Source organism: Paraburkholderia atlantica (assembly GCF_000092885.1).
Taxonomy (GTDB): domain Bacteria; phylum Pseudomonadota; class Gammaproteobacteria; order Burkholderiales; family Burkholderiaceae; genus Paraburkholderia; species Paraburkholderia atlantica.
On the sequence record NC_014118.1, the window covers coordinates 1,855,899 to 1,881,558 of the forward strand.

General features: G+C 61.1%; 22 protein-coding genes and 2 pseudogenes. 9 read left to right on the forward strand and 15 right to left on the reverse strand.

The window, feature by feature from the left end:
* Positions 1-315: 315 nt before the first annotated feature.
* Entirely contained in the window at positions 316-1,218 is a 903-nt protein-coding gene (locus BC1002_RS24375; protein ID WP_013092665.1) for a LysR family transcriptional regulator, read from the reverse strand.
* A 255-nt stretch (positions 1,219-1,473) separates the two neighbouring features.
* Between BC1002_RS24375 and BC1002_RS24380 the strand changes: the two genes are divergently transcribed.
* On the forward strand, positions 1,474-4,068 hold the full coding sequence (locus BC1002_RS24380) for an ATP-binding protein (RefSeq protein WP_238537962.1): 2,595 nt from the start codon (positions 1,474-1,476) through the stop codon (positions 4,066-4,068).
* A gap of 447 nt (positions 4,069-4,515) precedes the next feature.
* Here the strand turns inward: BC1002_RS24380 and BC1002_RS24385 are convergent, their stop codons facing one another.
* A complete protein-coding gene (locus tag BC1002_RS24385) occupies positions 4,516-4,998 on the reverse strand; it encodes a cupin domain-containing protein (protein ID WP_013092667.1) in 483 nt (160 codons plus the stop codon).
* Positions 4,999-5,126: 128 nt separating this feature from the next.
* Here BC1002_RS24385 and BC1002_RS24390 point away from each other — a divergent pair.
* Positions 5,127-5,476, forward strand: a pseudogene (locus BC1002_RS24390) (transposase); the annotation flags it as partial.
* A gap of 423 nt (positions 5,477-5,899) precedes the next feature.
* Here the strand turns inward: BC1002_RS24390 and BC1002_RS24395 are convergent.
* Entirely contained in the window at positions 5,900-6,817 is a 918-nt protein-coding gene (locus BC1002_RS24395) for a LysR family transcriptional regulator (RefSeq protein WP_013092669.1), read from the reverse strand.
* Positions 6,818-6,960: 143 nt separating this feature from the next.
* On the opposite strand from BC1002_RS24395, the gene BC1002_RS24400 reads away from it, so the two are divergent.
* Both BC1002_RS24400 and BC1002_RS24405 read left to right on the forward strand, forming a co-directional pair.
* Positions 6,961-7,725: an SDR family NAD(P)-dependent oxidoreductase gene (locus BC1002_RS24400; protein ID WP_013092670.1), complete on the forward strand. Its 765-nt coding sequence runs from the start codon at positions 6,961-6,963 to the stop codon at positions 7,723-7,725.
* 80 nt (positions 7,726-7,805) lie between these two features.
* Complete coding sequence (locus tag BC1002_RS24405) at positions 7,806-8,513, forward strand: pirin family protein (protein WP_013092671.1); 708 nt, start codon at positions 7,806-7,808, stop codon at positions 8,511-8,513.
* Between the two features lie 144 nt (positions 8,514-8,657).
* Here BC1002_RS24405 and BC1002_RS24410 read toward each other — a convergent pair whose 3' ends face one another.
* From BC1002_RS24410 to BC1002_RS24435, 6 genes are all read right to left on the reverse strand, one after another.
* Positions 8,658-9,074: a plastocyanin/azurin family copper-binding protein gene (locus BC1002_RS24410; protein WP_013092672.1), complete on the reverse strand. Its 417-nt coding sequence runs from the start codon at positions 9,072-9,074 to the stop codon at positions 8,658-8,660.
* A 381-nt stretch (positions 9,075-9,455) separates the two neighbouring features.
* Positions 9,456-10,334 carry an ATP-grasp fold amidoligase family protein gene (locus tag BC1002_RS24415; RefSeq protein ID WP_013092673.1) on the reverse strand — a complete coding sequence of 293 codons (879 nt, stop codon included), beginning with the start codon at positions 10,332-10,334 and terminating at the stop codon, positions 9,456-9,458.
* A gap of 342 nt (positions 10,335-10,676) precedes the next feature.
* The gene (locus tag BC1002_RS24420) at positions 10,677-11,393 is read right to left on the reverse strand and encodes an O-methyltransferase (protein ID WP_013092674.1); all 717 of its coding nucleotides are present in this window, start codon (positions 11,391-11,393) and stop codon (positions 10,677-10,679) included.
* A 22-nt stretch (positions 11,394-11,415) separates the two neighbouring features.
* A complete protein-coding gene (locus BC1002_RS24425; protein ID WP_013092675.1) occupies positions 11,416-11,712 on the reverse strand; it encodes a 4Fe-4S binding protein in 297 nt (98 codons plus the stop codon).
* Positions 11,713-11,714: 2 nt separating this feature from the next.
* Complete coding sequence (locus BC1002_RS24430; protein ID WP_013092676.1) at positions 11,715-12,023, reverse strand: hypothetical protein; 309 nt, start codon at positions 12,021-12,023, stop codon at positions 11,715-11,717.
* Between the two features lie 12 nt (positions 12,024-12,035).
* Positions 12,036-12,617, reverse strand: coding sequence for an RNA polymerase sigma factor (locus BC1002_RS24435; RefSeq protein WP_013092677.1), 582 nt, complete (start codon positions 12,615-12,617; stop codon positions 12,036-12,038).
* A gap of 138 nt (positions 12,618-12,755) precedes the next feature.
* Between BC1002_RS24435 and BC1002_RS24440 the strand changes: the two genes are divergently transcribed.
* Positions 12,756-13,493 carry a transporter substrate-binding domain-containing protein gene (locus BC1002_RS24440; RefSeq protein ID WP_013092678.1) on the forward strand — a complete coding sequence of 246 codons (738 nt, stop codon included), beginning with the start codon at positions 12,756-12,758 and terminating at the stop codon, positions 13,491-13,493.
* 54 nt (positions 13,494-13,547) lie between these two features.
* Here BC1002_RS24440 and BC1002_RS24445 read toward each other — a convergent pair whose 3' ends face one another.
* The gene (locus BC1002_RS24445) at positions 13,548-14,723 is read right to left on the reverse strand and encodes a TIGR03118 family protein (protein ID WP_013092679.1); all 1,176 of its coding nucleotides are present in this window, start codon (positions 14,721-14,723) and stop codon (positions 13,548-13,550) included.
* Positions 14,724-14,908: 185 nt separating this feature from the next.
* Between BC1002_RS24445 and BC1002_RS24450 the strand changes: the two genes are divergently transcribed.
* The gene (locus BC1002_RS24450) at positions 14,909-15,241 is read left to right on the forward strand and encodes a hypothetical protein (protein WP_013092680.1); all 333 of its coding nucleotides are present in this window, start codon (positions 14,909-14,911) and stop codon (positions 15,239-15,241) included.
* A gap of 321 nt (positions 15,242-15,562) precedes the next feature.
* Here BC1002_RS24450 and BC1002_RS24455 read toward each other — a convergent pair whose 3' ends face one another.
* A complete protein-coding gene (locus BC1002_RS24455) occupies positions 15,563-16,780 on the reverse strand; it encodes an FAD-dependent monooxygenase (RefSeq protein WP_013092681.1) in 1,218 nt (405 codons plus the stop codon).
* Positions 16,781-16,952: 172 nt separating this feature from the next.
* Here BC1002_RS24455 and BC1002_RS24460 point away from each other — a divergent pair, with 172 nt between their 5' ends.
* Both BC1002_RS24460 and BC1002_RS24465 read left to right on the forward strand, forming a co-directional pair.
* Positions 16,953-17,897 carry a LysR family transcriptional regulator gene (locus BC1002_RS24460; protein WP_013092682.1) on the forward strand — a complete coding sequence of 315 codons (945 nt, stop codon included), beginning with the start codon at positions 16,953-16,955 and terminating at the stop codon, positions 17,895-17,897.
* Between the two features lie 510 nt (positions 17,898-18,407).
* Positions 18,408-19,412 carry a DMT family transporter gene (locus BC1002_RS24465; RefSeq protein WP_013092683.1) on the forward strand — a complete coding sequence of 335 codons (1,005 nt, stop codon included), beginning with the start codon at positions 18,408-18,410 and terminating at the stop codon, positions 19,410-19,412.
* A gap of 31 nt (positions 19,413-19,443) precedes the next feature.
* Here BC1002_RS24465 and BC1002_RS24470 read toward each other — a convergent pair whose 3' ends face one another.
* The 3 genes from BC1002_RS24470 to galU form a co-directional block, all read right to left on the reverse strand.
* On the reverse strand, positions 19,444-20,511 hold the full coding sequence (locus BC1002_RS24470) for a rhodanese-like domain-containing protein (protein ID WP_013092684.1): 1,068 nt from the start codon (positions 20,509-20,511) through the stop codon (positions 19,444-19,446).
* A 57-nt stretch (positions 20,512-20,568) separates the two neighbouring features.
* Complete coding sequence (locus BC1002_RS24475; protein WP_013092685.1) at positions 20,569-21,225, reverse strand: peroxiredoxin; 657 nt, start codon at positions 21,223-21,225, stop codon at positions 20,569-20,571.
* 369 nt (positions 21,226-21,594) lie between these two features.
* Entirely contained in the window at positions 21,595-22,494 is a 900-nt protein-coding gene (galU, locus tag BC1002_RS24480; RefSeq protein ID WP_013092686.1) for a UTP--glucose-1-phosphate uridylyltransferase GalU, read from the reverse strand.
* 558 nt (positions 22,495-23,052) lie between these two features.
* Here galU and BC1002_RS36655 point away from each other — a divergent pair.
* Positions 23,053-23,343 (forward strand): annotated as a pseudogene (locus BC1002_RS36655) (hypothetical protein); the annotation flags it as partial.
* 22 nt (positions 23,344-23,365) lie between these two features.
* On the opposite strand, the gene katG reads toward BC1002_RS36655, so the two are convergent.
* The gene (gene katG / locus BC1002_RS24485) at positions 23,366-25,624 is read right to left on the reverse strand and encodes a catalase/peroxidase HPI (protein ID WP_013092688.1); all 2,259 of its coding nucleotides are present in this window, start codon (positions 25,622-25,624) and stop codon (positions 23,366-23,368) included.
* Positions 25,625-25,660: the final 36 nt, after the last annotated feature.

Genomic DNA, 25,660 nt, shown 5'->3' on the forward strand with positions numbered 1-25,660 from the left:
GCGATAGAGAGCCTAAAAGTTCTTGTCGCGACGCTGAATAGTTCTGAAGAGAGCAGCAACCGTTTGGTCAGCGACGCGAGCGTTTGGGAAATCGCAATGAAGTCAGGAATCGGGAAGCTGGACGCAAATGTGAACGAGCTAGTCCGCCCGCATGGAAGAAGCCGGCTTTCGCGACTTCCCCGTGACGGCGGCGCACGCTGCGGCAGTTCGCGATCTGGCCAATATTCACCGCGATCCGTTTGAGCGGTTACTGGCTGCGCAGGCCATTACCGAGCCATTGCGGCTGCTAACCGCCTCAAGGTCACGCGGGCCTCGCTAGCATTCGAATTCCGAACCACGCACTGACTCCACCAGATAATCGACGAACGACCCGATGCGCGACGAAGTCGCAGTATTGCGGTAGTACACCGCGTTGATCGGCTGCCGGAGATCCAGCGTCTGGCGAAGCAGAATCTGCACCAACGTCCCTTCGCGACGGTCGCGCGCCGTCATGAAGTCGGATAGACACACAATGCCGGCACCCGCAAGGGCCAACTGCCGAAGTGTCTCGCCACTCGAGGAGTGAACGGCGGGCGAGATGCGGTAAGGCTCATTGTCGGGCCCGAGGATGGGCCAGACATTCAACCCTTCTGGTTTAGTGAACCCCAGCAGTGAATGTTTCCTTAGATCCTCCGCCTGCCTCGGCTGGCCATGCGCGTCCAGGTATGCCGGGCTCGCGAGAATGCGCATACGGCTGCGGCCCACCAGTCTGCTGTGCAGGGTCGAGTCCTTCAACTGGCCGATCCGGATGGCAACATCGGTGCGATGCTCGAGCAGATCGATGATCCCTTCATTGCTATTGAGCTCCAATTCCACTTGCGGAAAGCGAGCTCGATAACCCGGCACGTTCGGCACGATGACGTGCAGCATGAATGGCGTCGCTGCGTCGACACGCAAGCGCCCCGACGGTCGCTCGCGGCGGATTGCCATCTGCTCCTCCGCATTCTCCAGAAGCGAAATAATCGCCCTCGCGTCGCGGAGAAACGCTTGTCCTTCTTCCGTCAATTCCAGCCGGCGTGTCGTCCGGCGCAACAAAGTCGTCCCGAGCTTGTCTTCGAGCCGCCCCAACGTTCGGCTCGTTGCCGAAATGGTTAGATTTAGCTGATTCGCGGCTGCCGTGATGGATCCCGTGTCGACCACGGAAACGAATGCCTCTAACTCATCGAACGTACTCTTCATACTTGTTTTCGGAATAAAATCGAGCCGTTTTTTGAACGGGTTTAGGGCTGAGATTCTGACACGCCGACCGCCAATATTTGATCTTTTTTCAAATATCTTTCTCGCTAGCCGCAGTTTTTCGCCAGGATATGAATGGGCAGAATCGCGCCGTCGATCCAGGACGCCAGTCCACGACCGAAGCCACGGGGATAGAACGATTCTGATCACCCGCGTGTATCCGACTTTGCAGGGATCGGATTTGCCGGACGGCTTATTTTGACCGCAACGGATAATCGTATCGTTGACCCGCATGGTGCTTTGATGGTAACCCGGTATAGCCTGACTTTCGGCCCGTTCCGCATCGATTTCCCGCAGCGTGTCCTCACCAGAAATGGTGACGAAGTCCGCATCGGCAGCCGTGCGCTTGATATTCTTATCGTGCTAGCCGAGCGCGGTGGCGAACTGGTCTCGACTCGTCAACTGCGCGACCAGGTCTGGAAAGAAAGCGTGGTCGACGATGGCGCGCTTCGTGTGCACGTGTCCACCCTTCGGAAAGCGCTGAGCGATGGACAATCGGAAAGCCGGTACATCGTGAACGACAATGGACGCGGCTATCGGCTCGCGGCACCGGTCCATTCCACGAGGGCTACGCAAGTCACCGCCCCCGCGCCGACTGCGCCGACCAGTACCCCCGATGAAAGTGCGCGAGCGTTGCCCGTGACCCTCACCCGGGTCATCGGCCGGGAGGATGTCATTGACGGCCTGACCGACCAGCTTCCCGAACGCAGGCTATTGACCATCGCCGGTCCCGGCGGCATTGGCAAAACCACGGTCGCCGTGGCTATCGCGCATCGATTTTGCGGGCGTACCGGTATCCGCGCACTATTCGTCAACTTCGCCCCCGTTTCCGACAAGGCGAGCGTCGCCAGTACCGTGGCGTCGACGCTCGGCGTCGCCGTATTCAGCGGCAATCCAGTCCCCGATCTGATTGCCTCACTGGGCGACACCCCAATACTACTGGTCCTCGACAATTGTGAGCATGTCGTCGAGGCGGTTGCGCAGGTCGCGGAACAATTGCTGCAAGGCGCGTCAGGCGTGCACCTTTTGGTAACAAGTCGGGAGCCGTTGCGCGCGGATGGCGAGTCGGTTCATCGGCTTTCGGCCCTGCCGTTTCCCGACGTCGGTGCGCGGGTCGGCATCGAGGCGGCCGGAAGCTATCCAGCCATCTCGTTGTTTCACGACCGGGCAAAGGCTGCCGACGACGCTTTTCAGTTCACGGTTTCGAACATCGGCGCCGTGGCCGACATTTGCCGACGCCTGGACGGAATTCCTTTGGCAATCGAATTTGCCGCGGCGCGCGTCGCGCACATGGACGTGCGTGCGCTCGCCGCGCGCCTGGACGACCGCTTTGCGCTGCTCACACAAGGGCGCCGAACCGCACTGCCGCGGCATCAGACGTTGAAAGCTACGCTTGACTGGAGCTACGAGCTGTTGGACCCGCGTGAGCAGCACGTCCTGCGCCGGCTGTCGGTGATGCGCTCTTCGTTTGGCATGCGTGAAGCCGTTGCGGTGGCACGCTCCGGGCAGATCGACGAAATGGCGGTATTCGACGCAATCAGCGGCCTTGTCGCCAAGTCGCTTGTAGCACGTGATATGGGTGACGCCGACAACCCTTATCGGCTTCTCGATACGACGCGCCAATACGCACACCTTCGATTGCTGGAAGCCGGCGAAGCGAACGCGACCAGGCGCCTCCATACCATACATTGCTGCGAGACTTTCGCGGACCTGGGCGCCGCCTGGGACGGCAAGGCAAAACCCCAATGGCTGGCCCAGCTCAGCAAGCGAATTGACGATATCCGCGCGGCGTTCGAGTGGGCCTCCGATCAGGAGGGGGATCCGGAGCTCGAAATCGACCTCGTTATCGCCACGGCGCCGCTTTGGCTCCATCTGTCGCTGCCACACGAGTTCCTCAGCATGGCCGAGCATGCCATTGCAGCGGTTGGGCGCTCCGAGCAGGCCGGCAGCACGCGGCACGCCGAACTGCTGGTGGCCTACGGACACTCGCTCTGGCATACGCGTGGGCCAACCATCGAAATGGCACGCGCTTTTGAACGTGCCTACGCGCTGAGCCGCCGACTGGGTGACGAGGCGCTAGAGTTCCGCATTCTGTGGGGTGTATTTGCACATCGGCTTGTGACAGGTCGATACCTGGAAGGTGTCGCACTGGCCGAGGCGATGCAGGCGTTCGCGGATCGTTCCGCAGACTTGACGCTCAGTCAGATGTCGGGCCGCAATCTCGCCTATGCGCACCATTACCTGGGTGACCAGGCGAAAGCGCGTACGCTGATCGAGAGGGTCATCGCCCTCGAAGCTGGTCCCACGCGGGAAAATCTTGCAAAGGCGAACGACGCGCAGATGGATGGCCGGATCGCGAGCATGACGGTGTACATGCGAATTCTCTGGCTGCAAGGTGAGACTGAGCGCGCTGTCAGGTTGGCAAGGGACTGTGCCGAACTCGTCGCTTCGATCGGGCACGACCTGTCGATCGTCTACGGCCTCGCCCTCGGTTCGATACCCATCATGATCTGGGCCGGCGAGCATGACTCCGCCCGGCAGTTCACGCGCATGCTTCGCGAGTGCACGAGCCGGCGCGGATTGGCGCATTGGGACGTCTACGGCGAAGGATTCGAGAACATCCTTGGCGGCAAGCCGATAGCCCTTTCCCGAGCAACCGTTCCGCAACTGGAAGCGTTTGCCAGCGCCGGGTGCAAAGCCTCCATGAATGCGCTGATTCTGGCGGATCGGGTTGCAGAGCCGTGCTGGGTGAGCGAGACGCTTCGTGAACACGCGCGCTCAAGCGTGCAATGACCCGCACCTTGCACGGATGGGACTCGCGGCGGCGCCTGAGGCGGGCGCGCTGCCGGGTTTGCACCTGCGGCTAACGCTTCTTAGCAAACTTTGACTGAACGGTCCGGACGCGTCGCTTACGACTGCGGAGGTGCGAACGGCCGGAAGTGCCGTCAAGCCGACCGATCAGAGCCATCACTTGAACGTCTGCAATGGCCGACGACTTGCCGGCCGATATGCCGCGCGAATGGCCGTTCCAATTTGCAACCGGCCATAGGCCTCGCGTCGGGTCGAAAGGCAGTTGTGGGTCGACCTGAGCCGGACGCTGTCGGACTGAGTGCGGCCATGAAGCGTCATTCGCCCGCACCGTTGCGCGGACGGTCAGAAGTCGGATCCACCCAGCAAGCGGCCATTCAATTCGCGTGGACGAATCATGCTTAATCGCCATTGGGGTCATCCGCGTAAGCCTCAGTCCGGCATCCCGTTATGGTCGCCGAGTGGTCTAGCGGGCCAGTCCACCCAGCGGTCCTCGCGGGTAAGTTCGTACGCTTCGTTGAGCGGGTAACGAATACGGTTGTCGTCGCGCGGACGTTCGCCGATCACCATCAGCCTGACTTCGTCGTTCGTATTGTTGATGAAGGTGTGGCAGATTCCGGTGCCTGCCGGAAACGCGACGCAATCGCCTTCAGCAATGGGATGCAGCACGCCGTCGATCCAGACGTCGGGCTTGCCCTCGAGCACGTACACAAACTCCTGCTCGGTACTTTCGGCGTGCGGATATGACGTTCGCCGGCCGGGCAGAAGCCTCACATGATGAATGCCAATACGCGTAATGCCGAGTGCGGCGGAAAGCGGCGCGTCTAGCGCCATTGGCTCGGTATCGCCGCGATAGGAATGCGCATCCGGTTCTTCGAGTTCAGTCCAGTGTTTGATGAAATCTGGTCGGCTCATCGGTTGTTCTCCTTTTGGGCGAACATCGATGATAGCGGTTTAGAAACGGTTTCAAAAAGGCTTGGTAGGGGCTGTTACGCATAAAACAACCTGTTAACCTCAATCGTCGTGACAACAGGATCGAGGAGTTGGGCAAACCAATCATCGACGACGAACTGTGGGTGCTGATCGAGCCACTGCGACCACCAGCGAAGCCACGCCGCTTCAAGTATCCGTGCCGCAAGCCTGTCCGGATTGCGCTGCGCTGACCGGCACGGTGGCGAGATTTGCCGGCAGAGATGGGATGCGGCTCGGGCGTCAGTTGCTGGCGAAGGCTACGCGATTGGCAACAAGCCGGCGTGTGGGATCGATTGCACGCAACGCTTCTGGCAAGGTTGCGAGCGATGGACAAAATCGACTTCTCGCGCGTGATCGTGTATTCGACCTCGATTCGCGCGGTTGGGGCGGGCGAAAAACTGGTCCGAACCCCACCGATCGCGTCGCGCTGACATTCACGAAGCGTTCCTCAAACTCGGCTGTTGCCTGATCTGCTGGACATGCTTCAGCGCGTTCAGCGGTCTTATGGAACCGTCTCTTAGGAGCGGACGTTAGCCGTGACTCGCGGTCAATCTCGGCCATGGCCACTTCGGCCGATGACCCGCCGAGCGACTGGCAGGAGTGAATGGACGCTGTAGTTTGGAAGCCGCCGAATATGTGCTGCTGGGTCCAACGTCGGTTCAGGGCCGCTAGTACGCATTCGTTGAACTCGGCAGCGGTCATTCGCCTCGAATTGCTGGCGAGCGACGGGTTGAATCCGGCGGCCATGAGCGGCCATTCCCACGAAAGATCGTCAGGCCGCTTCGATCGACAAAGCGGCCTTTCATCCATGCACAATCAAGCGGTGCGCGTCACGTCGAACGCATTACTTCGGCCATCGCCATGACGGCTCGGACAGATGCTCCGCAAAATAATCGGACAGCGCAGCCACCTTCGCAGGACGCGCGCGCGCCGACGGCGTGACGAAGTAAAGACCGCCCTTCGTCAGCGACCAGTCGGTGAGGATCGCTTCGAGGCGGCCATCGGCCAGATATTCGCCAGCGATGAATTCGGGCAGCTCGGCAATCGCGAGGCCGTCGAGCAGCGTGGGCAGCAGCGCATCGGAATTCGTCACGCGCAGCGGGCCGGTCGGCATGACCGGCTCCTCCTCGCCCGCGGCGTTCGTGAAGCGCCACACATCGCTGCGCGCGCGGTACGCGTATGAAAGGCACGGCCGCCCCACCAGTTCGCGCGGGTGCGCAGGCCGCCGTTCGCGCTTCAGATACGCCGGCGACGCGACCACGAACTGTGTGACCGCGCACAGCCGTCGCGCGACCAGCGACGAATCCGGCAGCGCAGCGATACGCAGCGCGGCGTCGAAGCCATCGGCGACCAGATCGACCGACGCATCCGAAAGATGCAGGTCGATCGACACCTCCGGGTACGCGCGAAAGAATCCGGGCAGCAGCGGCGCGACCCAGCGCAGCCCGAACGACATCGGCACGGCCAGACGCACCAGTCCGCGCGGCTGCACCGACATCTCGCGCGCCGCGCTTTCTGCTTCTTCGGCCTGACGGTAGATCTCCCCGGCCTTCTCGCAGATGGTCCGGCCGAACTCGGTAAGCGAAAGCTGGCGCGATGTACGGTTGAAAAGCCGTGCGCCCAGCCGGTCTTCCAGACGAGCGACGCCACGCGAGACCGTAGCCACCGACACCCCCATCGCGCGCGCAGCGGCCGCGAACGACCCTTCCTCGGCGACCTTCGCGAACATCGCGAGTCCTTCGAAATCAGGCAGCTTCGCCATTTCCCCTCATCTTTTCATTTTTGCAACGTTAGATTGCAACCAATTCTATTTCGAAAAGCCCGGGTCGTCGATATTCTCCTCACATCGCAGCACGCAACACCGAACCTCAACTTCCACTGAACGACAACGAAAGGAGCAACACCATGGCACGCAAACTCGACAACAAGATCGCACTCGTTACCGGCGCAACCAGCGGCATCGGCCTTGCCACCGCCCAGCGCTTCGCAGCCGAAGGCGCGCACGTCTACCTCACGGGCCGCCGTCAGGCCGAACTCGATGCCGCCGTGAAGGGCATCCGCGAAGCGGGCGGCAAGGCAACCGGCGCCCGCGTCGACTCCACCAAGCTTGCCGAGCTCGACGCGCTGTATGCGCAGATCAAGGAAGAACAGGGGCATCTCGACGTGCTGTTCGCGAATGCCGGTGGCGGTTCGATGCTGCCGTTTGGCAACATCACCGAAGAGCACTTCGACGACACCTTCAATCGCAACGTGAAAGGCGTGCTGTTCACGGTGCAAAAGGCGCTACCGCTGCTGGCCAAGGGAGCGTCGGTGATTCTCACGGGTTCGACCGCAGGTAGCGCGGGCACGGCGGCATTCAGCGTGTATTCGGCTTCGAAGGCTGCGGTGCGCTCGTTCGCACGCAACTGGATTCTGGACCTCAAGGAGCGCCAGATCCGGGTGAACACGATCAGCCCGGGCGCAACGCGCACGCCTGGCCTGCTCGATCTGGCCGGTGACGACGCCGCCCAGCGCCAGGGTCTTGCCAATTACCTGGCCGCGCAGATCCCGATGGGACGTCTTGGCGAGCCCGCCGAAATCGCGAGCGCTGCGCTGTTCCTTGCCTCGGATGATGCCAGCTTCGTGAATGGCATCGAGTTGTTCGTCGATGGCGGCCAGCAGCAGATCTAAACGTAGCCCGGGCGCGTGGATGCGGTCTTCGACGATCGCACTCGCGCCCGGCGCATACGGCATTCGAGCGCAAGCACATCATGATCGCACATCGTCTTTACCTTGCGTGTGGCGCAGTCAGGCGGGACTGGCTCAACACGCGAGCGCATATCCGGGTCGGCCAATGCGGACGAACCGACCATGCGCCGCTCGGCGCGCTCTACGTGTGGAACGACGATGAGTTCGCGCCGCGCTCGGGCTTCGATCTGCATGCTCACCGCGACGTCGAGATCGTCACATGGGTGCGCTCGGGCGCGATCACGTACGAAGACGACGCGGGCAATCGCGCGCGACTGGTCGCCGATTCCGTACAGGCGATGAGTGCGGGCACCGCGCTCCACCATTCCGAGCGTAACGAAGAAGATGTGCCTGCGCGGCTATTCCAGATCTGGCTGCACCCGCGCAAGCCGGGCGGCACGCCCCGTTGGGCGACGCGTATCTGTTCGCGCGGATGTCGCGAAGGCCGCTTCGTCACGCTGGCGAGCGGCGATCCCGACGATGTGTGCGCGGGCGCGCTGCCCATCCATGCGGACGCGCGCGTGCGTATCGCGACGTTACGCGAAGGCACGACGCTGGACCACGTGCTACCGCCGTCACGCCGGGCGTATCTGGTTGCCGATCATGGTCGCCTCGATGTCGGCAAAGTCCGGCTCGCGCCACGCGATGGAGTTGCCGTACGCGATCAATCGCAGCTTACGTTGGTGGCGCGAGACGACACCGATGTCGTGATAGTCGAGCTATTGCGCTAGGGAAAATGTGCCGTTGGGCTCGAGCGTGATGACGACGTTGATTCCGCGTGACCGGATGTCTGTGATGGAGTCGGACAGCTACATCCGCATTCGGCAGTGATCGGCGAACCTCAAGCGGAATTTTCGGGGCGCCGCGCCGAGAGATTACGGCGTGACGACGAGCACCGTGTGCATTCCCGCTGCATAGTGTCCCGCCTTGTTGCAGATTAGCGCGTAGTGGCCAGGCGCGAGCTTGAACGACACGCGCTTGCTCTTGCCCGGCGCGATGTCTTCGACTTCGCCGATTTTGTTCAGCCTGCGCTCCAGCACCTGCCCTTTGCTGACCGGAAGTGCATCGTCCGAGAGATCTGTCTTGAGCACGACGAGTTCGTGTTCCATGTTGTTGTCCGCGGCATTCTTGACTTCAAGTGTGATGCGGCCCGCCTTGACGGTGTGCGTGCCGAGCTGGATCGAGTCCGATAGCAATGTCGCGTTATCGGTTTGCTCCGCCCAGCTTGCCTGCGATGTCATCCCGAGCGCGATCACACCGGCGAGGATGGTGATTCTGTAAGTGGCATACATGATGGCCTCCTTTGCATCGACCTATCGCGCGTGCCCTACGTCGAGCGATTGCCGCGGCCAATTCATCGGACAAGCAAACACCCCTGCCTGTGCAACGGCATGAGCGCTTCGTGCATTGCGCGATACATGCAGTAAACGTGTGCGGCGGAAGGCTTATTCCAGAAGTCCGCTGGCCTGGGAAGATCCGTCACCGACACTGTTATCGATCGGATTGACGAGGCGTGTCTCTGAGTCTTTTGACGTGGGCGGCGAGCCCCACGTGTCAGCACTTTGGGGAACGCATACACATGCCGTCGGCGTCGATGCCGCGAAACACCACACTACTTCCCGTTGAAGAACGTTGACGCAGATCAGGGAGCGGTTCCAGCTATCCCAGATACCTCATGTCAGAAGACGTCCCCATTCATAATCGACACGATCGGGTAGCATGGGACTTACGCCGGCCCCGGGCGTAAAAGTGAGTTCGCCGAAGAACACCCGGTTAGATGGTGCGTATAGGTCGACGCGAACATAATCGAAACCCTCGGACAGCAGTGCCGCGGTATCAAGCAACAGATCCAGATTGTTCGGCCGCGGTGGCGGCTTCGTGCTGCGAAGGTAGGGAGCAAACTCGAGGTCGATAGGGTTCCATTGTGCGTCGTATGTGTCGCCGCGAGTGTTACTTCCAAAACGGTCTGAAATTACGAAGATAAACATCACAGGTCGCCCCGACCCGTTCGCAAAGCAGTGAATCTTGTAGTCAGCTGGAATCATGCCGTGTTCGTCGAGAAGCAGACTCTCGAAGTAAATGCGTGGTTGAATTCCTCGGTAGTGCCGTTCCCGCGCATTTCGGTAGAAATTGGTGGATAACCATTGGCTGGCAAGAAATTGGAGATGTTCGAAACTCTGCTGCGACTTGTCCCGGACGATTTCCACAAAATTGTTTCCATGATTTGCCTTCATGACAAAGGAATTCGGCAACATGTCGAATTCCTTTTGCGTAAAGTCCGAGGGCGCGGAGATCATGGGAATAAGGTACTTCTCACCGATTTTTTCTCTGACGTAATCGCGCACGGTCAGTTTGTCGGTCAACGCGCTGTATCGAGAGTCTGGCCGCAAGCAACGTAGCAGGATCTTCTCGTTGTAGGTTGTGGGGTGAAAGAGGTTGGGGAAGCGCCCGATTCGCTTCCGATGTAGCAAGCTGAGGAAAACCGCATCAGGAAGAAGCTGCTTCGCGCTGTCTTTCGTCCATTGAACAACGGCTTGGGACGGATGGTGCATTGCACGTCTCCCAACAATGACTACGCACGGGTATCAACATTCCTGAAGCTGCGACTGACAGAACTTCGATGCCTGCATCACGGGTTATGATGCATTCGGCAAGAAGCCAACGTCAAGAGCGGTCGCGCGACACATGCCGCATCATCGGGTCCGCCTCCATGTCTTCGGCAAACGGCACGACTCTGCGCGCCGGACAACGGCTATAGCAAATCCGCCAAGTGCCAATAATCAGAAGTAATGGGCCGCTGACTTTGAGCCGCGCACCGAGGACGAAAAGAAGCGTAAAGGCGATCCAGTCATCCGACGCCGAGACGCATTGCGAGCCTGCGCGTGGCCGCTTCGCTAAGACACGACGACTGTAAATTCGACCCCTGATTCGAAGTTCAGCGTCGTGGTCGAAAAACGCGGATCGTCGTCGAGGTAGTGCTTGTATGGCCGAACGGCGTCTTCGGCTGTGTACATATTGTCGGCGAGAACGATCGACCCTGGCCGCAGCAGGCGCTCGATCTGCTTGAACAGATTTAGATAGCTGTCGGCCCATACGTCGATGAACACCATGTCGAAAGTGCCGTCCAGTCCGGCAACGGTCTCGAACACATCGCCCTCCCGCACGTCGACATAAGCGTGTACGCCCGCCATTTCGACGTGGGCCCGAAGTTGCGCGCACTTGCCAGCATCGAGTTCAGTCGCGACAACCGAGCCACTGCCCAAAATGCGAAGAGCCTCGGCGAAATACAGCGTGGACACCCCGCAGGAACTGCCGAGTTCGAGGATTCGAGCTGGTTTGTGCGAAAGCACCATGTTGCGCAAAAACCTTCCCGTTTCCGCCGACACGGCTAACGATAACGGCGTGCCTTGCGACGATTCGAAATCTTCGCTGGATAGTCCGAGCGTTTCGAGAAACCGTCCACGAAGTCGCGGTGCGAGAGTTTCGTAATCTTCCGACAGAGTCAGAAACTCCTCACTCGATCCCTGGAATTGCGCACGTGCGCGGGCTATCACTTCCGTCTGACTCTGTTCGTGAAGCCGTCGCAGAAGATCTGTGCTTGATGAAACCATGTGCGCTCCTTGCCGAATACCGCTATGCCGTTTTGACGAGCTTGATCGCGCCTTCAGGGCACGCCGCCACACAAAGACCGCACGACCGGCAGGCGTGCGCGTTCGGTGTGTAGGCGACTTTCATTCCATGCACGCTTAGCTTGAGGCGATGCATCCAATCGAGGCCGCGATAGTCGACGGCATCGATGCGCCGGATCTCGAACACATTCTCTGGGCAGACCTCCAGGCAATCGCCCTTGCCTTCGCAACGCTTCATGTCGATAACCGGCGCAATCGCGCCCGGCTGCTGTTTGCAGTCGTCCGTCGATTTCTCGCGCATGTTCAATCTCCCGCGCGCCGGTCGCGACCCGATCGCCATGCCGCCTGAAAATGCTCGCGTTCTTCAGGCGTCATTGCCTCCCATTTTCGCCAGTGACGCCGTCCGCGCCAGCCGCCGTGTCCGCGGAATCCGCCAAACAGGATGCGGCTCAAAACCAGCAAGCCCAACGCATGCGCGAAGTCGATCGCGCGGGCGCCAACGAATAGCGCCGGAACTACCCAATTCCATAGCATCATGACCACCAACCCGAGCACGGCTATGGCGACCACCACGAGCAGCGCTTTGCCCACGCATCTGATTCGAAACTTCATCCGTCGACTCCTCTAAATATCCAGTTCGTCATAAATGGCCTGCAGTCGGGCGCGCAGATGCAAGACCGCATAGCGCTTGCGCGCGAGCAGCGTATTGAGCGCGACGCCGCTTTCCGCCACCATGTCTTTGAAGGACCGCCCCTCCAGTTCGTGCGCGATAAATACCTCACGTTGATTCGGCGGCAACTCGTCGAGCGCGTCCTGCAGAGCCTTGAGCAATACAGCGCGAGCGTAGAGGGCTTCAGGACCTGCTTCGTGCGCCGGTAGCGCGAGGTCGAGGCGGTACTCACTGCTGGCATCTTCGTCGGCCTCAAACAGATCTGTCAGCGGTTGCTCTTTCTTCTTGCGAAAGCGATCGATGATGCGATTGCGCGCCGCGCGAAAAAGCCACGCGCTCGCCTGTTCGATCGGAGCGGGAAGCCGGTAAGCCTGCACGAACTCGTGGAACACATCCTGCAGAATGTCCTCGGCATCGTCCGGGTCGCGTATTCGACGCCGGATAAAATTGACGAGCCTCGTGCGCTCGCGCACCACGGTCGCGGCGATGTCGCTGTCTCGGTCGGTCATCGGCTGCGAGGTGGGTGGCGGTTCCATGCACCTGAAGACGTTTCAGAAGCGCGAATATTGTGGCGAGCGCGAAAATCTTTTCGCTGAGAAACTGCCGATTCGCGCGATGCAGTGCGTAACAGGTTTGTGACCATTACGTAACAGCAAGAAATGGGAGACCCAGCGATGAAGGTCACGATTGCGTACATCGAAGAGCCTCCGTTCGGTTGGACGGAAACAAATGGTACTGCCACAGGTGCTGACATCGCTCTGGCCGACACGGTGCTTCGGGCGATCGGTGTCACCCGGATCGAACATCATCTGACATCGTTTAGTGAACTCCTGCCCGGCGTCGAAGCAGGCAGGTGGGATATGAACGTTCCGCTGTTCGTCACGCGCGAACGTGCCGATAGAGTCGCGTTCAGCGTCCCGGTATGGGGAATCGCCGACGGCTTTCTGGTTCGGACTGGAAACCCGAAAGCGCTCGACAGCTACGCGTCACTCGCCAAACGCGCCGATGCGCGCCTCGGCATCATGGCCGGACAGGTTCAGCACGACTCAGCGAGAGCATCTGGCGTAAGCGAGGATCAGATCACCGTCTTCGAGCATCAGGCCGACGCTATCCAAGCAGTTCTCTGTGGCGCCATCGATGCATATGCGAGCACGGCCTTGGGAAATCGGATAGTGGCGAGCCGGACCGGAGGTTCGATGCTCGAGGCCGTCGAGCACGAACGGGGAACGAAGGGCCCGCAGCAGAAACCGCCGCTCGGAGCATTCTCGTTCAATAGAAGTAACAGCGATCTGATTCAGGCGGTAAACCTGGCGCTTCGTTCATATCTGGGCTCGCCGGACCATCGTGCGTGCGTGGCGGCATTAGGCCTGACACGCAACGAGATTGATCCCGCTCTCGCGGGTCGAGGATAAGGAATACCGCCGCTCTCGCATCAAGAGCGGCGCTAGTCTTCTGCGCGTTTGGCGCTACATTCCAACGCTCACCCCTCCGCCCGCGCTTGTGCCCGTGCCCGTGCCCGAACTCGACGTTGTTGTATTCAGATCGATTCTTCCGTAGACGCCATCGGCTTCGTCATTCGGACCCGCGGCGAAGAAGAGCGTGCTGGAAGGCTGATTGCTGAGGTCGTTGCCGAACGCGATGCCCCATACGCCGTGCTCCACGATCGGGCTGTTGTTCGGTCCGCTGATCGGTCCCATCGACTGACCGCTCGATGCGTTGAACGCATTGATCATGCCATCGCCGAAATTGCCGATTATGATTGCGCCGCTCATCGAGCCGAAACTCGCGGGCGCCTGCGCAATGCCCCACGGCGCGTTCAACGGACCGCCTGTCGCAAAGCGTTGCTTCAGGTTGCCCGCGGTATCGTACACATCGACCATGCCGAGCCCCGCGCCCGCGACATCGTCGTGTTTGTCCGCGTCTTGCATCGCGTAGGTGACGAACAGATTCGAGCCGATCGCCTGAATGCCGAACGGCGCGAAGCCGGCTGGCATCGCCGGGTCCGTGAAGGCGCCTGGCATCGACACCTTCGTGAACGTGGTATCGAAGACGTCGATCTTGTTGTTATGGAAGTCCGTCGCGTAGAGGAAGTTGCCGTTGTTCATTGCCGCGAGCGCGAGGCCCTTATAGACGGCGCCACCGGCACCATCGTCGTACATGACGAACGCATTGGTCGGCCCGACGGCGGGGGCCCATGCGGTGATGGTGCCGCCTTCGCCCGTGAAGATGAAAGCAGCGACTCCCGACTTGCCGTTTTCCGTGACGAGGAAGCTCTGCGTTCCGTTGAAGACGATGCCCGTCGGCGATGCCGAGCCGTTCTTGCCATCGGGTATCGTGACGACCAGCGATTGCGGCACGCCATTGCCGTCATAGAGCGTCGCGACATTGGTGCCGTTGTCCGCGACCCAGGCGAAACCTTTGGGATTGAAGGCGACGCCCCAAGGGTTTTTCAGATTTGCGTCGGTGTGTGCGGCCGGCACCGCGCCATCGGATACGAGCGCCGTCGCTGCGAACGACGACTGCACGGGCGGGCTCGTGCTGCTCGAATTCGAGCTACCGCCGCCCCCGCCGCCGCATGAGACCAGAGTCGCGACGGCCGCGACGCATGCAACGACGCTGAATATAGCGAGTAGAGACTTCATGACCGCACTCCTTGTTCTGCCCAAAAGGACCTAACAGTCAATGAACGACAACCGCATAGGGTTTATTCCGGCGGAGGGGCTTATTTCGCGGCAGAAAGCACGCGGCACGCTGATTGCGACATTCCTATAGCGCGGGCGACAACTGTCTGCGTCTATCTTCCAGTCCAATCAAGGAGGGGCGGATCATGAACAAGGCAACCATCACACTAGTCGCGGCCGTCGCCGCACTCTCGCTTTCGGGCGGCGCTTTTGCGCAGATGGCCGGAGGTCAGAGCGGCGGCGGTTCGACCGGCACCGCGGGCAGCACGGCTAGTCCGTCGAATCAGATGAACGGCACACCGTCGGGCGGCTACGGCATGCCGGGCAACACCAACTCGGACAGCGGCATGGGCGCCAAGGCGCCAAACTCCGGCCTGCCGAGCAACAACACCGGCTCGACGTCCGACACCCCCGCGCCCAAGAGCAATAACACGCTAGCGACCCCGAGCGTGGTGTCGCCAGCCGCTCCTAGCCATTGACGGCTGGCAAAAATGACCGTCAAGTGCGAACCGGTGCAGAACAAACGCTCCAGTCGCAGCGGCATAGGTGTAATTGCGACCGGCGCCCAGTTTCTCGAATAGCAAAGGCGAGCTAATACGACCGATCTACGCGGTTCAATGCTGTCGCTATTCTCTATTGGGAATTACGCCGGGTTTCGAGGCAACGCGTGAACTCCGGATTTACGGCTCGCATCCAAAAGCCGCGGAGCCGATAGGTCGCGCGTTGCCTGATACTCGATGCCGGGCGTATGTCCGTCACACGCGGCCAACCGCGTCGCTACCGCAGCCTAAAGGACAGACTCAAAGCCACGTACCCCCTTGCCGCTCACTCGGCTCTTGCGCGAGCGCATCGAAGTCGTGAATCCAGTCGAGGTGATGCAGCATGCTATCGCGCACCCCGAGCCGCGCGTTGCGTTCCTGCGCGGCGGGGCCGTCCGGCAGATGCAGCACGTCCGCAGTGCTGATCGACGCGTACTGCACCTTGCGCGTGCGGCCCCGGCGCAGACGCTCGTAGGCTTCCTGCGCTTCCCGCCAATTGCCTGGGCCCGCTTTGGCCAGTTGCGCGGCCAGCACCACGGCATCTTCGATCGACTGATTTGCGCCCTGGCCGTGATGCGGCACGAGCGCATGCGCGGCATCGCCGATCAGCGTCACGCGACCCTTGCTCCAGCGGCCGAGCGGCGGACGATGAAACAGGCCCCAGCGCTGACTGATCGGCACCGCCGTGATCATCTGCACGACGGCTGGATGCCAGTCCTTGAACAGGCGCAGTTGCTCGCCTTCGGTCGACGGCATGACCCAGTCGCGCGACGGCCACGGCGATGGATGACGCTCGACCAGCAGGAAATTCTGATCGCCCTTGTCGCCGATCGGATAATGCAGCAGATGGCCGCCGGGCCCGACCCAGAACTGGATCGTCTCCGGATCGGGCAACAGGTCCATGCGCTCGGCCGGCACGATGCCACGAAAGCCCGAGCAACCGGAATACAGCACGTCGTCGTAGCCGAGCATCCAGCGTCGCGTGATCGAGCGTGCGCCGTCAGCGCCGATCACCAGATCGGCATCGATGCGCCGACCGTTGTCGAACGCGAGGCTAACGCGATCGGCATGCTGCACGAGATCGACCAGCCGATGGCTGAGCTTGATGTGCTCGAGACCGACCGCCTTCGACAGCACCGCCTGCAGATCGGCGCGATGAACGCCCCAATACGAGCCGCCGAACTGCTCGCGATAGCTGGGCAGGCCGCGATGATGACCAATCACGCTGCCGCTGCGGCCGTCACGATAGATGAGCCCGGGCACTTCGGCGCATACGTCGTCGAACGCGGAGCGTAGTCCCATGCGCTCGTAAAAGCGCGTCGCGTTGGCCGACAGCGCAACGGCCGCGCCCACTTCGCGCAACTCGTCGGTCTGTTCGTAAAGTTGCGCATCGATGCCATGCTCGCGTAGCGCGAGCGCCAGCGTAAGGCCGCCGACGCCGGCGCCGACGATCGCGATGCTCAGATCCGTCCGGGTCATGATTGTGTCTCCGATATGCGGGTTTATCGATTCGGTCGCTCTGGACGCGCGCTCGGCGCGTCGCATGCGGATGCCGTGTCGGTATTTTCAGCACTAGACCTTCATTGCTCAATAAGATGAAATGAATCTTCTTCATCACCAGAATGAATGAGCCTTACGTCATGCCGAAGTCATGGAACTGAGCGATATCGACCTCAACCTGCTGCTGCTATTCCAGCGGCTGATGCAGGAGCGCCGCGTGGCGAGCGTCGCCGAGCAGATGAACATGAGCCAGCCGGGCGTCAGCAACGCGCTCGCGAAGCTGCGCCGCCTGCTGGGTGATCCGCTGTTCGTGCGTGCGCCGGGCGGTGTGGTGCCTACCCCGTTCGCGCTGCGTCTCGCGGAACCGGTCTCGCAGGCGCTGGCCACCTTGCACGCCGCGCTCAATCCGGTGACGGGCTTCGATCCGCTGCGCGCAATGCGAACGATGACGATCGGTATGACCGACATCGGCGAAGTCGTGTTTTTGCCCGCATTGCTGGAACGATTGTCGCGCGTCGCGCCCGGCGTCGCGATGAATACGGTCCGCAATACGAGCGTCAATCTGAGCAACGAGATGGCCGATGGCCGCGTCGATCTGGCGATCGGACTGTTGCCGCAGTTGAAGGGTGGCTTCTATCAGCGGCGTCTGTTCGATCAGCGCTATGTCTGTCTGTTCAGACGCGGTCACCCACTCGAGGACGCGCCGCTCACGCTTTCCGCGTGGCGCGAAGCCGAGCATCTGGTGGTGGTGTCGGCCGGCACCGGCCACGGTCAGGTCGACGAGTGGTTGAAACGGCGCGGCGTGCGGCGTCAGGTGCGACTGACAGTGCCGCACTTCATGAGCGTGGGCTACATCCTGCAACGTACCGACCTGATCGCCACGGTGCCCGAGCGCCTCGCTCTGGAGTTGGCCACGCCGTTCTCGCTCAGCCTGCGCGCGCTGCCGATGACGCTGCCCGCCGCGCCGATCCATTTGTTGTGGCACGAACGGGTCCATCAGGACGAAGGCAATCGCTGGCTGCGCGAGGTCGTAATCGACCTGTTCGCGGATACGGCGACGAGTGGCAGGCGAGCGCGGGACGTGAAGAAGAAATAGGCATTGTTCGGACGCGTTGTTCGGAAGCTTCGCGCTTACTCGAACACCGATGAACCTGTTCGGTTTATCTCTACGACGAGCGACTCGCACGCGGAGCGACAATCGGCGCGCGGACTGCGTGAAGCCGCGCAAGCGAGCATCGCGCGATCGGCGCAGAATGACTGGACCCACGGGTGCCTGCGCCGCAGGTGTGAAGGTGCGCACCACTCGCCAGCGTATGGTCGGAAGATCGCCCGACACAGTGATGCGGACATAGCAGCCGGCGTAACGTCCGGTCGCCCGTGGCCTTTCGTGCGATGGCCGATGGGTATTAGCGGCCCTCATTCGCGTTGACGTGCGACGCATGGCGAGACGCGACGCAGTCGCTCGTTCCTGACATTACAATTGCATTTGCGTATAATTTCGCGAAGCCTTCATACGGTATTACTGAAAAGCAAATAATCGATACCGCAATAAAAAGCACTGCTGTGGCCTGCCCACATAGTGCACAAAGACAACATCACTTGAAATATGTCCGTGCCTTCAGCCACAACCGGATCGCGCGATTCCGCGCGGTTTTTCACCCAACCGAAAGTGCAGATCATCGTGGCGACGCTATGCTGCCTGCTTTGGGGCAGCTCATACCCGGCAATTAAAATCGGCTACGCGGTGCTCGGAATCACACAAAACGATATTCCCTCGAAGCTGATCTTCGCAGGCTACCGGTTCGTGCTCGCCGGATTGTTATTATTGATTCTCGCGGCCTTTTCTAAAAAGCCTGTTTTCGAATTAAATCGACGCAATAGCGGACAGCTGATGCTATTGGGCTTCACGCAAACCGCCATTCAATACGTTTTCTTCTATATCGGTCTCGCCTACACGACCGGCGTGCGCGGTTCGATCCTGAACTCGACGACGACCTTCTTCAGCGTGCTGCTTGCCCATTTCATCTACAAGAACGATAAGGTCTCGCCACGCAAAGCGCTTGGATGCCTGCTGGGATTCGTCGGCGTAATGGTCGTCAATTTCGGCGACGGGCTGTTTGAATTTGCGTTCACCTTGCTCGGCGAAGGTTTTATCGTGATTGCCGCATTCGTGCTGTCCGCCGCATCGATTTACGGAAAGCGTATTTCGCAGAGCATGGACGTCATGGTCATGACGGGTTATCAGCTAGGGTTTGGCGGCGTCGTTCTGCTCGCGGCGGGGTACGCGACCGGTGGTTCGTTGCACGCGTTCACACTGGGATCGACGGCATTGCTGGCCTATCTGGCGTTGCTGTCCGCGGCGGCCTTCACGTTATGGAGTCTTCTGCTCAAATATAACCAGGTCGGCAAAGTTACCGTTTTCAATTTCCTGGTGCCGGTGTTCGGCACCGTGCTGTCCGCGATTTGTCTGAACGAGAACATCATGGAATTGAAGAATCTCGTCGCGCTGGTGCTGGTATGTGGGGGGATCTGGCTGGTTACGCGGTCGGCGCAACGGAGCGCCGGTTATTCGAAGGGTGGTGTCGCTGTGCGCCCTCAGGGTCGAGGCTGAGTTTGCGGGGTTCGGTCGCGTCGGCTTCCTGTCAAACGCTGTCCGACGCAACCGGCAACCCCTCTGTCCGCCACCGCAGCATGCCCCCGGCAAGATTCGCCACCTTGCCGAACCCCGCCTTCGTCAGCAACACGCTCGCCTGCGCCGAGCGCACGCCGGACCGGCACACCGTGACTACCGGCCGCTCGCGATCCAGTTCTTCGAGCCGCCCTGTCAATTGCGACAGCGGCACCAGCTTCGCGTCCGGCAGATGACCCAAGCGATCGATGAACTCGGGCGCCTCGCGTACATCGACGATCTGAAACTTAGCGCCATGCTCGAGCAGCGCCATCGGCTCGATTTCCCACACGCCGCTAAAGCGCAGCGTCAACGGTGCCCAATCCGGCGTTTCGGTCGCGAGTTCGGCGCCGCCTTCCGGCTGCCCGCAACGCATGTTTGCGGGCACCGCGATTGCCATCTGCTTCGGATGCGGCAAATTCAGGTTGTTCATGTACCCGGCAAAATCGCCGACGTCGACGTCGCCGCCCAGACGCGGATTGAAGCGCCGCTCCTCGGTCACGCTCGTCACCGTGATGCCGCGATAATCGTGCGCGGGATACAGGAGGCAGCCGTCCGGCAGCGACAGGATCTGCTCGCGCACGGACGCGAACAACTGCTGCGGACTACCCTGCTGGAAATCGGTGCGGCCACAGCCGCGAATCAGCAGGCTGTCGCCGGTAAAGGCCATGCTCTGATCGTCGAGCACATAGGTCAGGCAGCCATTCGTATGGCCAGGCGTCGCGCGCACGGTCAGATGACGCGTGCCGAAGTCGATCCGATCGCCATGCGCGAGCGGCCGCGTCACGCCTTTCGCCTCGACGACCGCGGCAAGCGCGATCTCGCTGCCGCAACGCAAACGCATGCGCCATGCGCCGGTTACGTGATCGGCATGCACGTGGGTATCGAGCGTAGTGAGCAGCCATAGGCCCAGTTCGCGCAGCAGTGCCTGATCGCGCGGCACCTGCTCGTAGACGGGGTCGATCAGCACCGCCTCGCCGCTGTCGCCGAGCAGGTACGTGTAGGTCGACGAAACAGGATCGAACAACTGGCGAAAAATCATCTGTATCTCTTATGAAGATCGGCGCGGCGGCCGCGAACGGCCGCCGCGCCACACCGATCAGCCCGGTTGCCTGGTGGTGCGCAGATACGGTTTGATGGTCTTGAAACCAGGGAACAGCTGCTGCGCCTCTTCGTTGCTGACCGCGGACGTGATGATCACGTCTTCGCCCTGCTTCCAGTTGACCGGCGTCGCAACCCTATGTTTGGCGGTCAGTTGGATCGAATCGAGCACGCGCAGGATTTCGTCGAAGTTGCGCCCGGTGCTCATCGGGTAGGTCAGCGTCAGCTTGATCTTCTTGTCGGGACCGATGATGAAAACCGAGCGCACGGTCGCGTTGGTCGCGGCGGTGCGGCCCTCGCTGGTATCGCCCGCGTCAGCCGGCAGCATGTTGTACAGCTTGGCGATCGAGAGATCAGTGTCGCCGATCATCGGGTACTTGACGGCGGCGCCCTGCGTTTCCTCGATGTCCTTGGCCCATTTTTCATGGTCTTCGACCGGATCGACCGACAGCCCGATCAGCTTCGCGTTGCGCTTTGTGAACTCCGGCTCGATCTTCGCCATGTAGCCCAGTTCAGTCGTGCAAACCGGCGTGAAGTCTTTCGGATGAGAGAACAGGACCGCCCATTGGTCGCCGATCCAGTCGTGGAAATCGATGGTGCCCTGCGTGGTCCGCGCGGTGAAGTTGGGCGCGGTGTCATTGATACGAAGTGACATATTGCCGTCCTGTGAAGTCGTGGTTAAGCGGAAGACCCGAGCGAGGCCTGTCTGCAACGGTCCAACACGAGCCCGGTTAATCTCGGGGATTGGAAAATCACCAAGGCTCACAACGATAGATGAAGCTTTCGCGGCGCATACTCGCGCGGCAAGTAGCGCATCGCCGCATCGCGCAGTGAGAATTCAAATATAGCGCGTTACGCGCAAGCCCATAGTGACACCCATCGGAACCAGCCCGGTTGGCCACTCCCCGGGACGGCTGCCAGGAATGACGTTTATCGGTAAATCATGGACATTCGATGCGCCGGCGTGGGTGCGATTTACCGGGCGCTGGTTTGACCAGACCGTTCCATCGTCCAATTCGCGGCGCTAACGCGCGGTGCCCGGCGCGGCCGCCTCGCCGTGTACGCGCTTGCGCAACCAGGCACCGAATGCATCGTGTACTTCGTTATGCCGCAGGGCGAAGTCGACGGTCGCCTGCAGGTAACCGAGTTTGGTCCCGCAGTCATAGCGTTTGCCGATGAATTCATACGCAAGCACTTGCTCCTCCTCGAGCATCGAATGAATGGCGGGTGTCAGTTGAATTTCGCCGTGCGGGCCTGGCTGCAGCGCGCGCAAATGATCGAACACCGCTGGCATCAACACATAGCGCCCCGCGACACCGAAGCATGAAGGCGCTTTTTCCGGCGCGGGCTTTTCGACGATGCTCGACACGTTGATCACGCGCTCGTCCCAATGTCGTCCACCGACCACACCATGCGAGCAAGCGCCGTCCGCTTCGAATTCCTCGACCCCGATCACCGACGAATCGTAATGACTGAAGATGTGCACCATCTGCTCGAGAACGGGCGGCTCGCCCTCGAGCAGATCGTCGGCGAGAACGACCGCGAACGGGTCGTCGCCGATCAGCTTTTGCGCGCACAACACTGCGTGCCCGAGTCCGAGCGGCTCGGCTTGCCGAACATAGATGCAGTTGACGTTGGGCGGTTTGATGCTTTGCACGAGTTCGGCGAGGCTCTGCAGCCCGCGCGCCCGCAGCACGTGTTCGACTTCGTAGGATTTGTCGAAATGATCTTCGATCACGCGTTTACCGCGACCCGTGATGAAGATCAGCTCGGTGATACCCGCGGCAACAGCTTCTTCGACCGCGTATTGAATCAGCGGTTTGTCGATGACCGGCAGCATCTCCTTCGGACTCGCCTTCGTGGCCGGCAGAAAGCGCGTGTCGATTCCCGCCACCGGAAACACCGCCTTGTGAACTGCGAGCATGATGACCTCCTCGTCCGGCTGGTAGACGGAGCAGCACGGCTGTATGACATGGCCGGATGCCGCCGGCTGGGCGTCCCGCTTCGGCTGGCCAGTGCTGCGCGTCGGAGCGTGCGGCACTGATGAAGCGCTTGCAACAAACGCGGCTTCCGTCCGCTCGCAAACATCTGCTGAATGCTCGCCATGATGGCACGGTTTGCCGGCCGGTGCGGAACTCGCCATTGCGGCGCGTCAGTCCGCAGTGCCGGCGCGACCGGGGCGAACCCGGGTCGTCGAGGGAACCGACTTCGAACACGGGATAAGCGGCTTTTAAGCTTGCAGGGCGTAACTTCATACACACGCTGATTGCCGGGCGCCCCGTCGGTCCTTACTCCCTAGTCACACGCGGACGTCGCACGTCCGATCCAACTTTGATATGAAAATGCTAGTGCGCTCGCTTGACTTCATTCTGTTGACCGCCGCGTCGGTGGGCCTCGTCGTGTTTGTCGTCTGGCGAGTGGCGACGGTAAAGGGTTGGCTTTAGGGGTTGGCTTTCTCTCTGTCCGCGCTCAGACGTCTGCAATGCATGTCCCCTTGCCTGCAAAAAAAGGGCGCAACACGACGGCAACCGCGACGGCCTCGATCCCGGCGCCCTCAGCCGACCCCGGTTATATCGACAACGCCGCAATCCCCGACGTGCCCGCGTTCGTCGACACGATTGCGACAAACCAGCGCGGCGATGCGCGATATGCGACGCTCGCCACGAATGCGGGCGTGCGTGTCGTCTCGCGATTCCTCGATATCTGGCAACCGTTGACCGAGATCGTGGATGCGGGTGTATCCGCCCCCGCCAATGGTTCCTTTCCGGCTGTGAGGGTCCGACAGCGCTCCATCGTCAAACGAGATCGAACCGATCCAGATTCATCACCTTGACCCAGGCAGCGACGAAGTCGCGCACGAACTTCTGCTGGCCATCCTCGCTCGCGTAGACTTCACTCAGCGCGCGCAGAACGGAGTTCGCGCCGAACACCAGGTCCACGCGCGTGCCGATCCATTTCAGCTTGCCGGTCTTGCGTTCACTCCCCTCGAACACGTCGCCGGCAACCGTCAGCGGCTTCCACTGCGTGCCCATGTCGAGCAGGTTGCGGAAAAAATCGTTCGTCAGCGCGCCCGGGCGATCGGTGAGAACGCCGCGTGGTTCATCGCCTGCCTGTACGCCCAGCACGCGCAGGCCACCCACCAGTACCGTCATTTCGGGTGCCGTAAGCGTGAGCTGTTGCGCCTTATCGACGAGCAGTACCTCGGCCGGCACACGATAGCTGCCTTTCACGAAGTTGCGGAAACCATCGGCGAGCGGTTCGAGCATACCGACGGATTCGACGTCGGTCTGCTCCTGCGACGCGTCCATGCGACCCGCCGAAAACGGCACCGTGACTTCGTGACCCGCTTTTTTCGCGGCCTCCTCGATGCCGGCACCGCCCGCGAGCACGATCAGGTCAGCGAGCGAAATCTTCTTTCCGTTCGACTGTGAACGATTGAATTCGGCCTGAATGCCTTCGAGCGTATCGAGCACCTTCGCGAGTTTCGCGGGCTCGTTCACCGCCCACTCCTTTTGCGGAGCGAGGCGGATGCGGGCACCGTTCGCACCACCGCGCTTGTCCGAACCACGGAACGTCGATGCCGAAGCCCACGCAGTCTGCACGAGTTCAGCGATCGACAGCCCCGAGTCGAGAATCCTTTGCTTCAGCGAGACGACGTCCTGTTCTGTCACGAGCGGGTGATCGACGGCCGGAATCGGGTCTTGCCAGATCAGCTCCTCGGCAGGCACTTCGGGACCGAGGTAGCGGGCGCGCGGCCCCATATCGCGGTGCGTCAGCTTGAACCAGGCACGCGCGAATGCATCGGCAAACTCATCGGGATGCTCCATGAAGCGCCGGGAGATCTTCTCGTAGGCCGGGTCGAAGCGAAGCGACAGATCGGTCGTCAGCATCGTCGGCTTGAGCTTCTTCGTGGCGTCGTGCGCGTGAGGAATGGTTTCCGCCGCGTTTTTTGCAGTCCATTGGTGCGCGCCAGCCGGACTCTTCGTCAGTTCCCATTCGTAAGCGAAAAGGTTGTGGAAGAAGCCTGTGCCCCATTGGGTCGGCGTGCTGGTCCAGGTGACTTCGAGGCCGCTCGAGATCGCGTCCGCGCCCGCGCCGGTTCCGAAGCTGCTGTTCCAGCCGAGCCCCATGTTCTCCAGACCGGCGGCTTCGGGCTCGGGCCCGACGTTGCCGGCAGGGCCCGCGCCGTGCGTCTTACCGAACGTATGGCCACCCGCGATCAACGCGACGGTTTCCTCGTCGTTCATGGCCATTCGGGCGAAGGTTTCCCGAATGTCGCGCGCGGCTGCGACAGGATCGGGGTTGCCATCCGGACCTTCCGGGTTCACGTAGATGAGACCCATCTGCACCGCGGCGAGCGGATTCTCGAGATCGCGGTCGTTGTCGGTACGGCTCGTTTCCTGGTCGCGCGACGCCGTGGCGGCCACGACCACGCCTTCAGCGTCATTGGCCAGCGCGCCCTTGCCATAGCGCACGTCGCCATTCAGCCACGTCTTTTCGTTGCCCCAGTACACGTCCTGATCGGGTTCCCACGTGTCCTCGCGGCCGCCGGCGAAACCGAAGGTCTTGAAGCCCATGGTCTCCAGCGCGACGTTACCGGTAAGGATCAGCAGATCGGCCCACGAAATTTTCTGGCCGTACTTCTGCTTGACTGGCCAAAGGAGGCGCCGGGCCTTGTCGAGGCTTACGTTGTCGGGCCAGCTGTTCAGCGGCGCGAAGCGTTGCTGTCCGCGGCCGCCACCGCCGCGACCGTCGTTCGTGCGATACGTGCCCGCGCTATGCCATGCCATGCGGACGAACAGCGGTCCGTAGTGACCAAAGTCAGCCGGCCACCAGTCCTGCGAGTCGGTCATCAGCGCGGCGAGGTCCTTCTTGAGCGCCGCGAGATCGAGCGTCTTGAATGCTTCGGCGTAGTTGAAGCCGGGGTCGAGAGGATTGGATTTGTGCGAATGCTGGCTCAGTAGGTCGAGCCGAAGCTGCTTGGGCCACCAGTCACGGTTGGTCGTACCACCGCCGGCGGAGTGATTGAACGGACACTTGCCTTTGTTCGACATGAATCTTCCTGCTTTGGTTGATTAGTTTTTAGACGG

Excerpts from the sequence above, each read along its gene's own strand:
- BC1002_RS24375 (WP_013092665.1), bottom strand. The coding sequence starts at position 1,218 with ATGAAGAGTACGTTCGATGAGTTAGAGGCATTCGTTTCCGTGGTCGAC.
- BC1002_RS24385 (WP_013092667.1), bottom strand. The coding sequence starts at position 4,998 with ATGAGCCGACCAGATTTCATCAAACACTGGACTGAACTCGAAGAACCG.
- BC1002_RS24395 (WP_013092669.1), bottom strand. The coding sequence starts at position 6,817 with ATGGCGAAGCTGCCTGATTTCGAAGGACTCGCGATGTTCGCGAAGGTC.
- BC1002_RS24400 (WP_013092670.1), top strand. The coding sequence starts at position 6,961 with ATGGCACGCAAACTCGACAACAAGATCGCACTCGTTACCGGCGCAACC.
- BC1002_RS24405 (WP_013092671.1), top strand. The coding sequence starts at position 7,806 with ATGATCGCACATCGTCTTTACCTTGCGTGTGGCGCAGTCAGGCGGGAC.
- BC1002_RS24410 (WP_013092672.1), bottom strand. The coding sequence starts at position 9,074 with ATGTATGCCACTTACAGAATCACCATCCTCGCCGGTGTGATCGCGCTC.
- BC1002_RS24415 (WP_013092673.1), bottom strand. The coding sequence starts at position 10,334 with ATGCACCATCCGTCCCAAGCCGTTGTTCAATGGACGAAAGACAGCGCG.
- BC1002_RS24420 (WP_013092674.1), bottom strand. The coding sequence starts at position 11,393 with ATGGTTTCATCAAGCACAGATCTTCTGCGACGGCTTCACGAACAGAGT.
- BC1002_RS24425 (WP_013092675.1), bottom strand. The coding sequence starts at position 11,712 with ATGCGCGAGAAATCGACGGACGACTGCAAACAGCAGCCGGGCGCGATT.
- BC1002_RS24430 (WP_013092676.1), bottom strand. The coding sequence starts at position 12,023 with ATGAAGTTTCGAATCAGATGCGTGGGCAAAGCGCTGCTCGTGGTGGTC.
- BC1002_RS24435 (WP_013092677.1), bottom strand. The coding sequence starts at position 12,617 with ATGGAACCGCCACCCACCTCGCAGCCGATGACCGACCGAGACAGCGAC.
- BC1002_RS24440 (WP_013092678.1), top strand. The coding sequence starts at position 12,756 with ATGAAGGTCACGATTGCGTACATCGAAGAGCCTCCGTTCGGTTGGACG.
- BC1002_RS24445 (WP_013092679.1), bottom strand. The coding sequence starts at position 14,723 with ATGAAGTCTCTACTCGCTATATTCAGCGTCGTTGCATGCGTCGCGGCC.
- BC1002_RS24450 (WP_013092680.1), top strand. The coding sequence starts at position 14,909 with ATGAACAAGGCAACCATCACACTAGTCGCGGCCGTCGCCGCACTCTCG.
- BC1002_RS24455 (WP_013092681.1), bottom strand. The coding sequence starts at position 16,780 with ATGACCCGGACGGATCTGAGCATCGCGATCGTCGGCGCCGGCGTCGGC.
- BC1002_RS24460 (WP_013092682.1), top strand. The coding sequence starts at position 16,953 with ATGGAACTGAGCGATATCGACCTCAACCTGCTGCTGCTATTCCAGCGG.
- BC1002_RS24465 (WP_013092683.1), top strand. The coding sequence starts at position 18,408 with ATGTCCGTGCCTTCAGCCACAACCGGATCGCGCGATTCCGCGCGGTTT.
- BC1002_RS24470 (WP_013092684.1), bottom strand. The coding sequence starts at position 20,511 with ATGATTTTTCGCCAGTTGTTCGATCCTGTTTCGTCGACCTACACGTAC.
- BC1002_RS24475 (WP_013092685.1), bottom strand. The coding sequence starts at position 21,225 with ATGTCACTTCGTATCAATGACACCGCGCCCAACTTCACCGCGCGGACC.
- galU (WP_013092686.1), bottom strand. The coding sequence starts at position 22,494 with ATGCTCGCAGTTCACAAGGCGGTGTTTCCGGTGGCGGGAATCGACACG.
- katG (WP_013092688.1), bottom strand. The coding sequence starts at position 25,624 with ATGTCGAACAAAGGCAAGTGTCCGTTCAATCACTCCGCCGGCGGTGGT.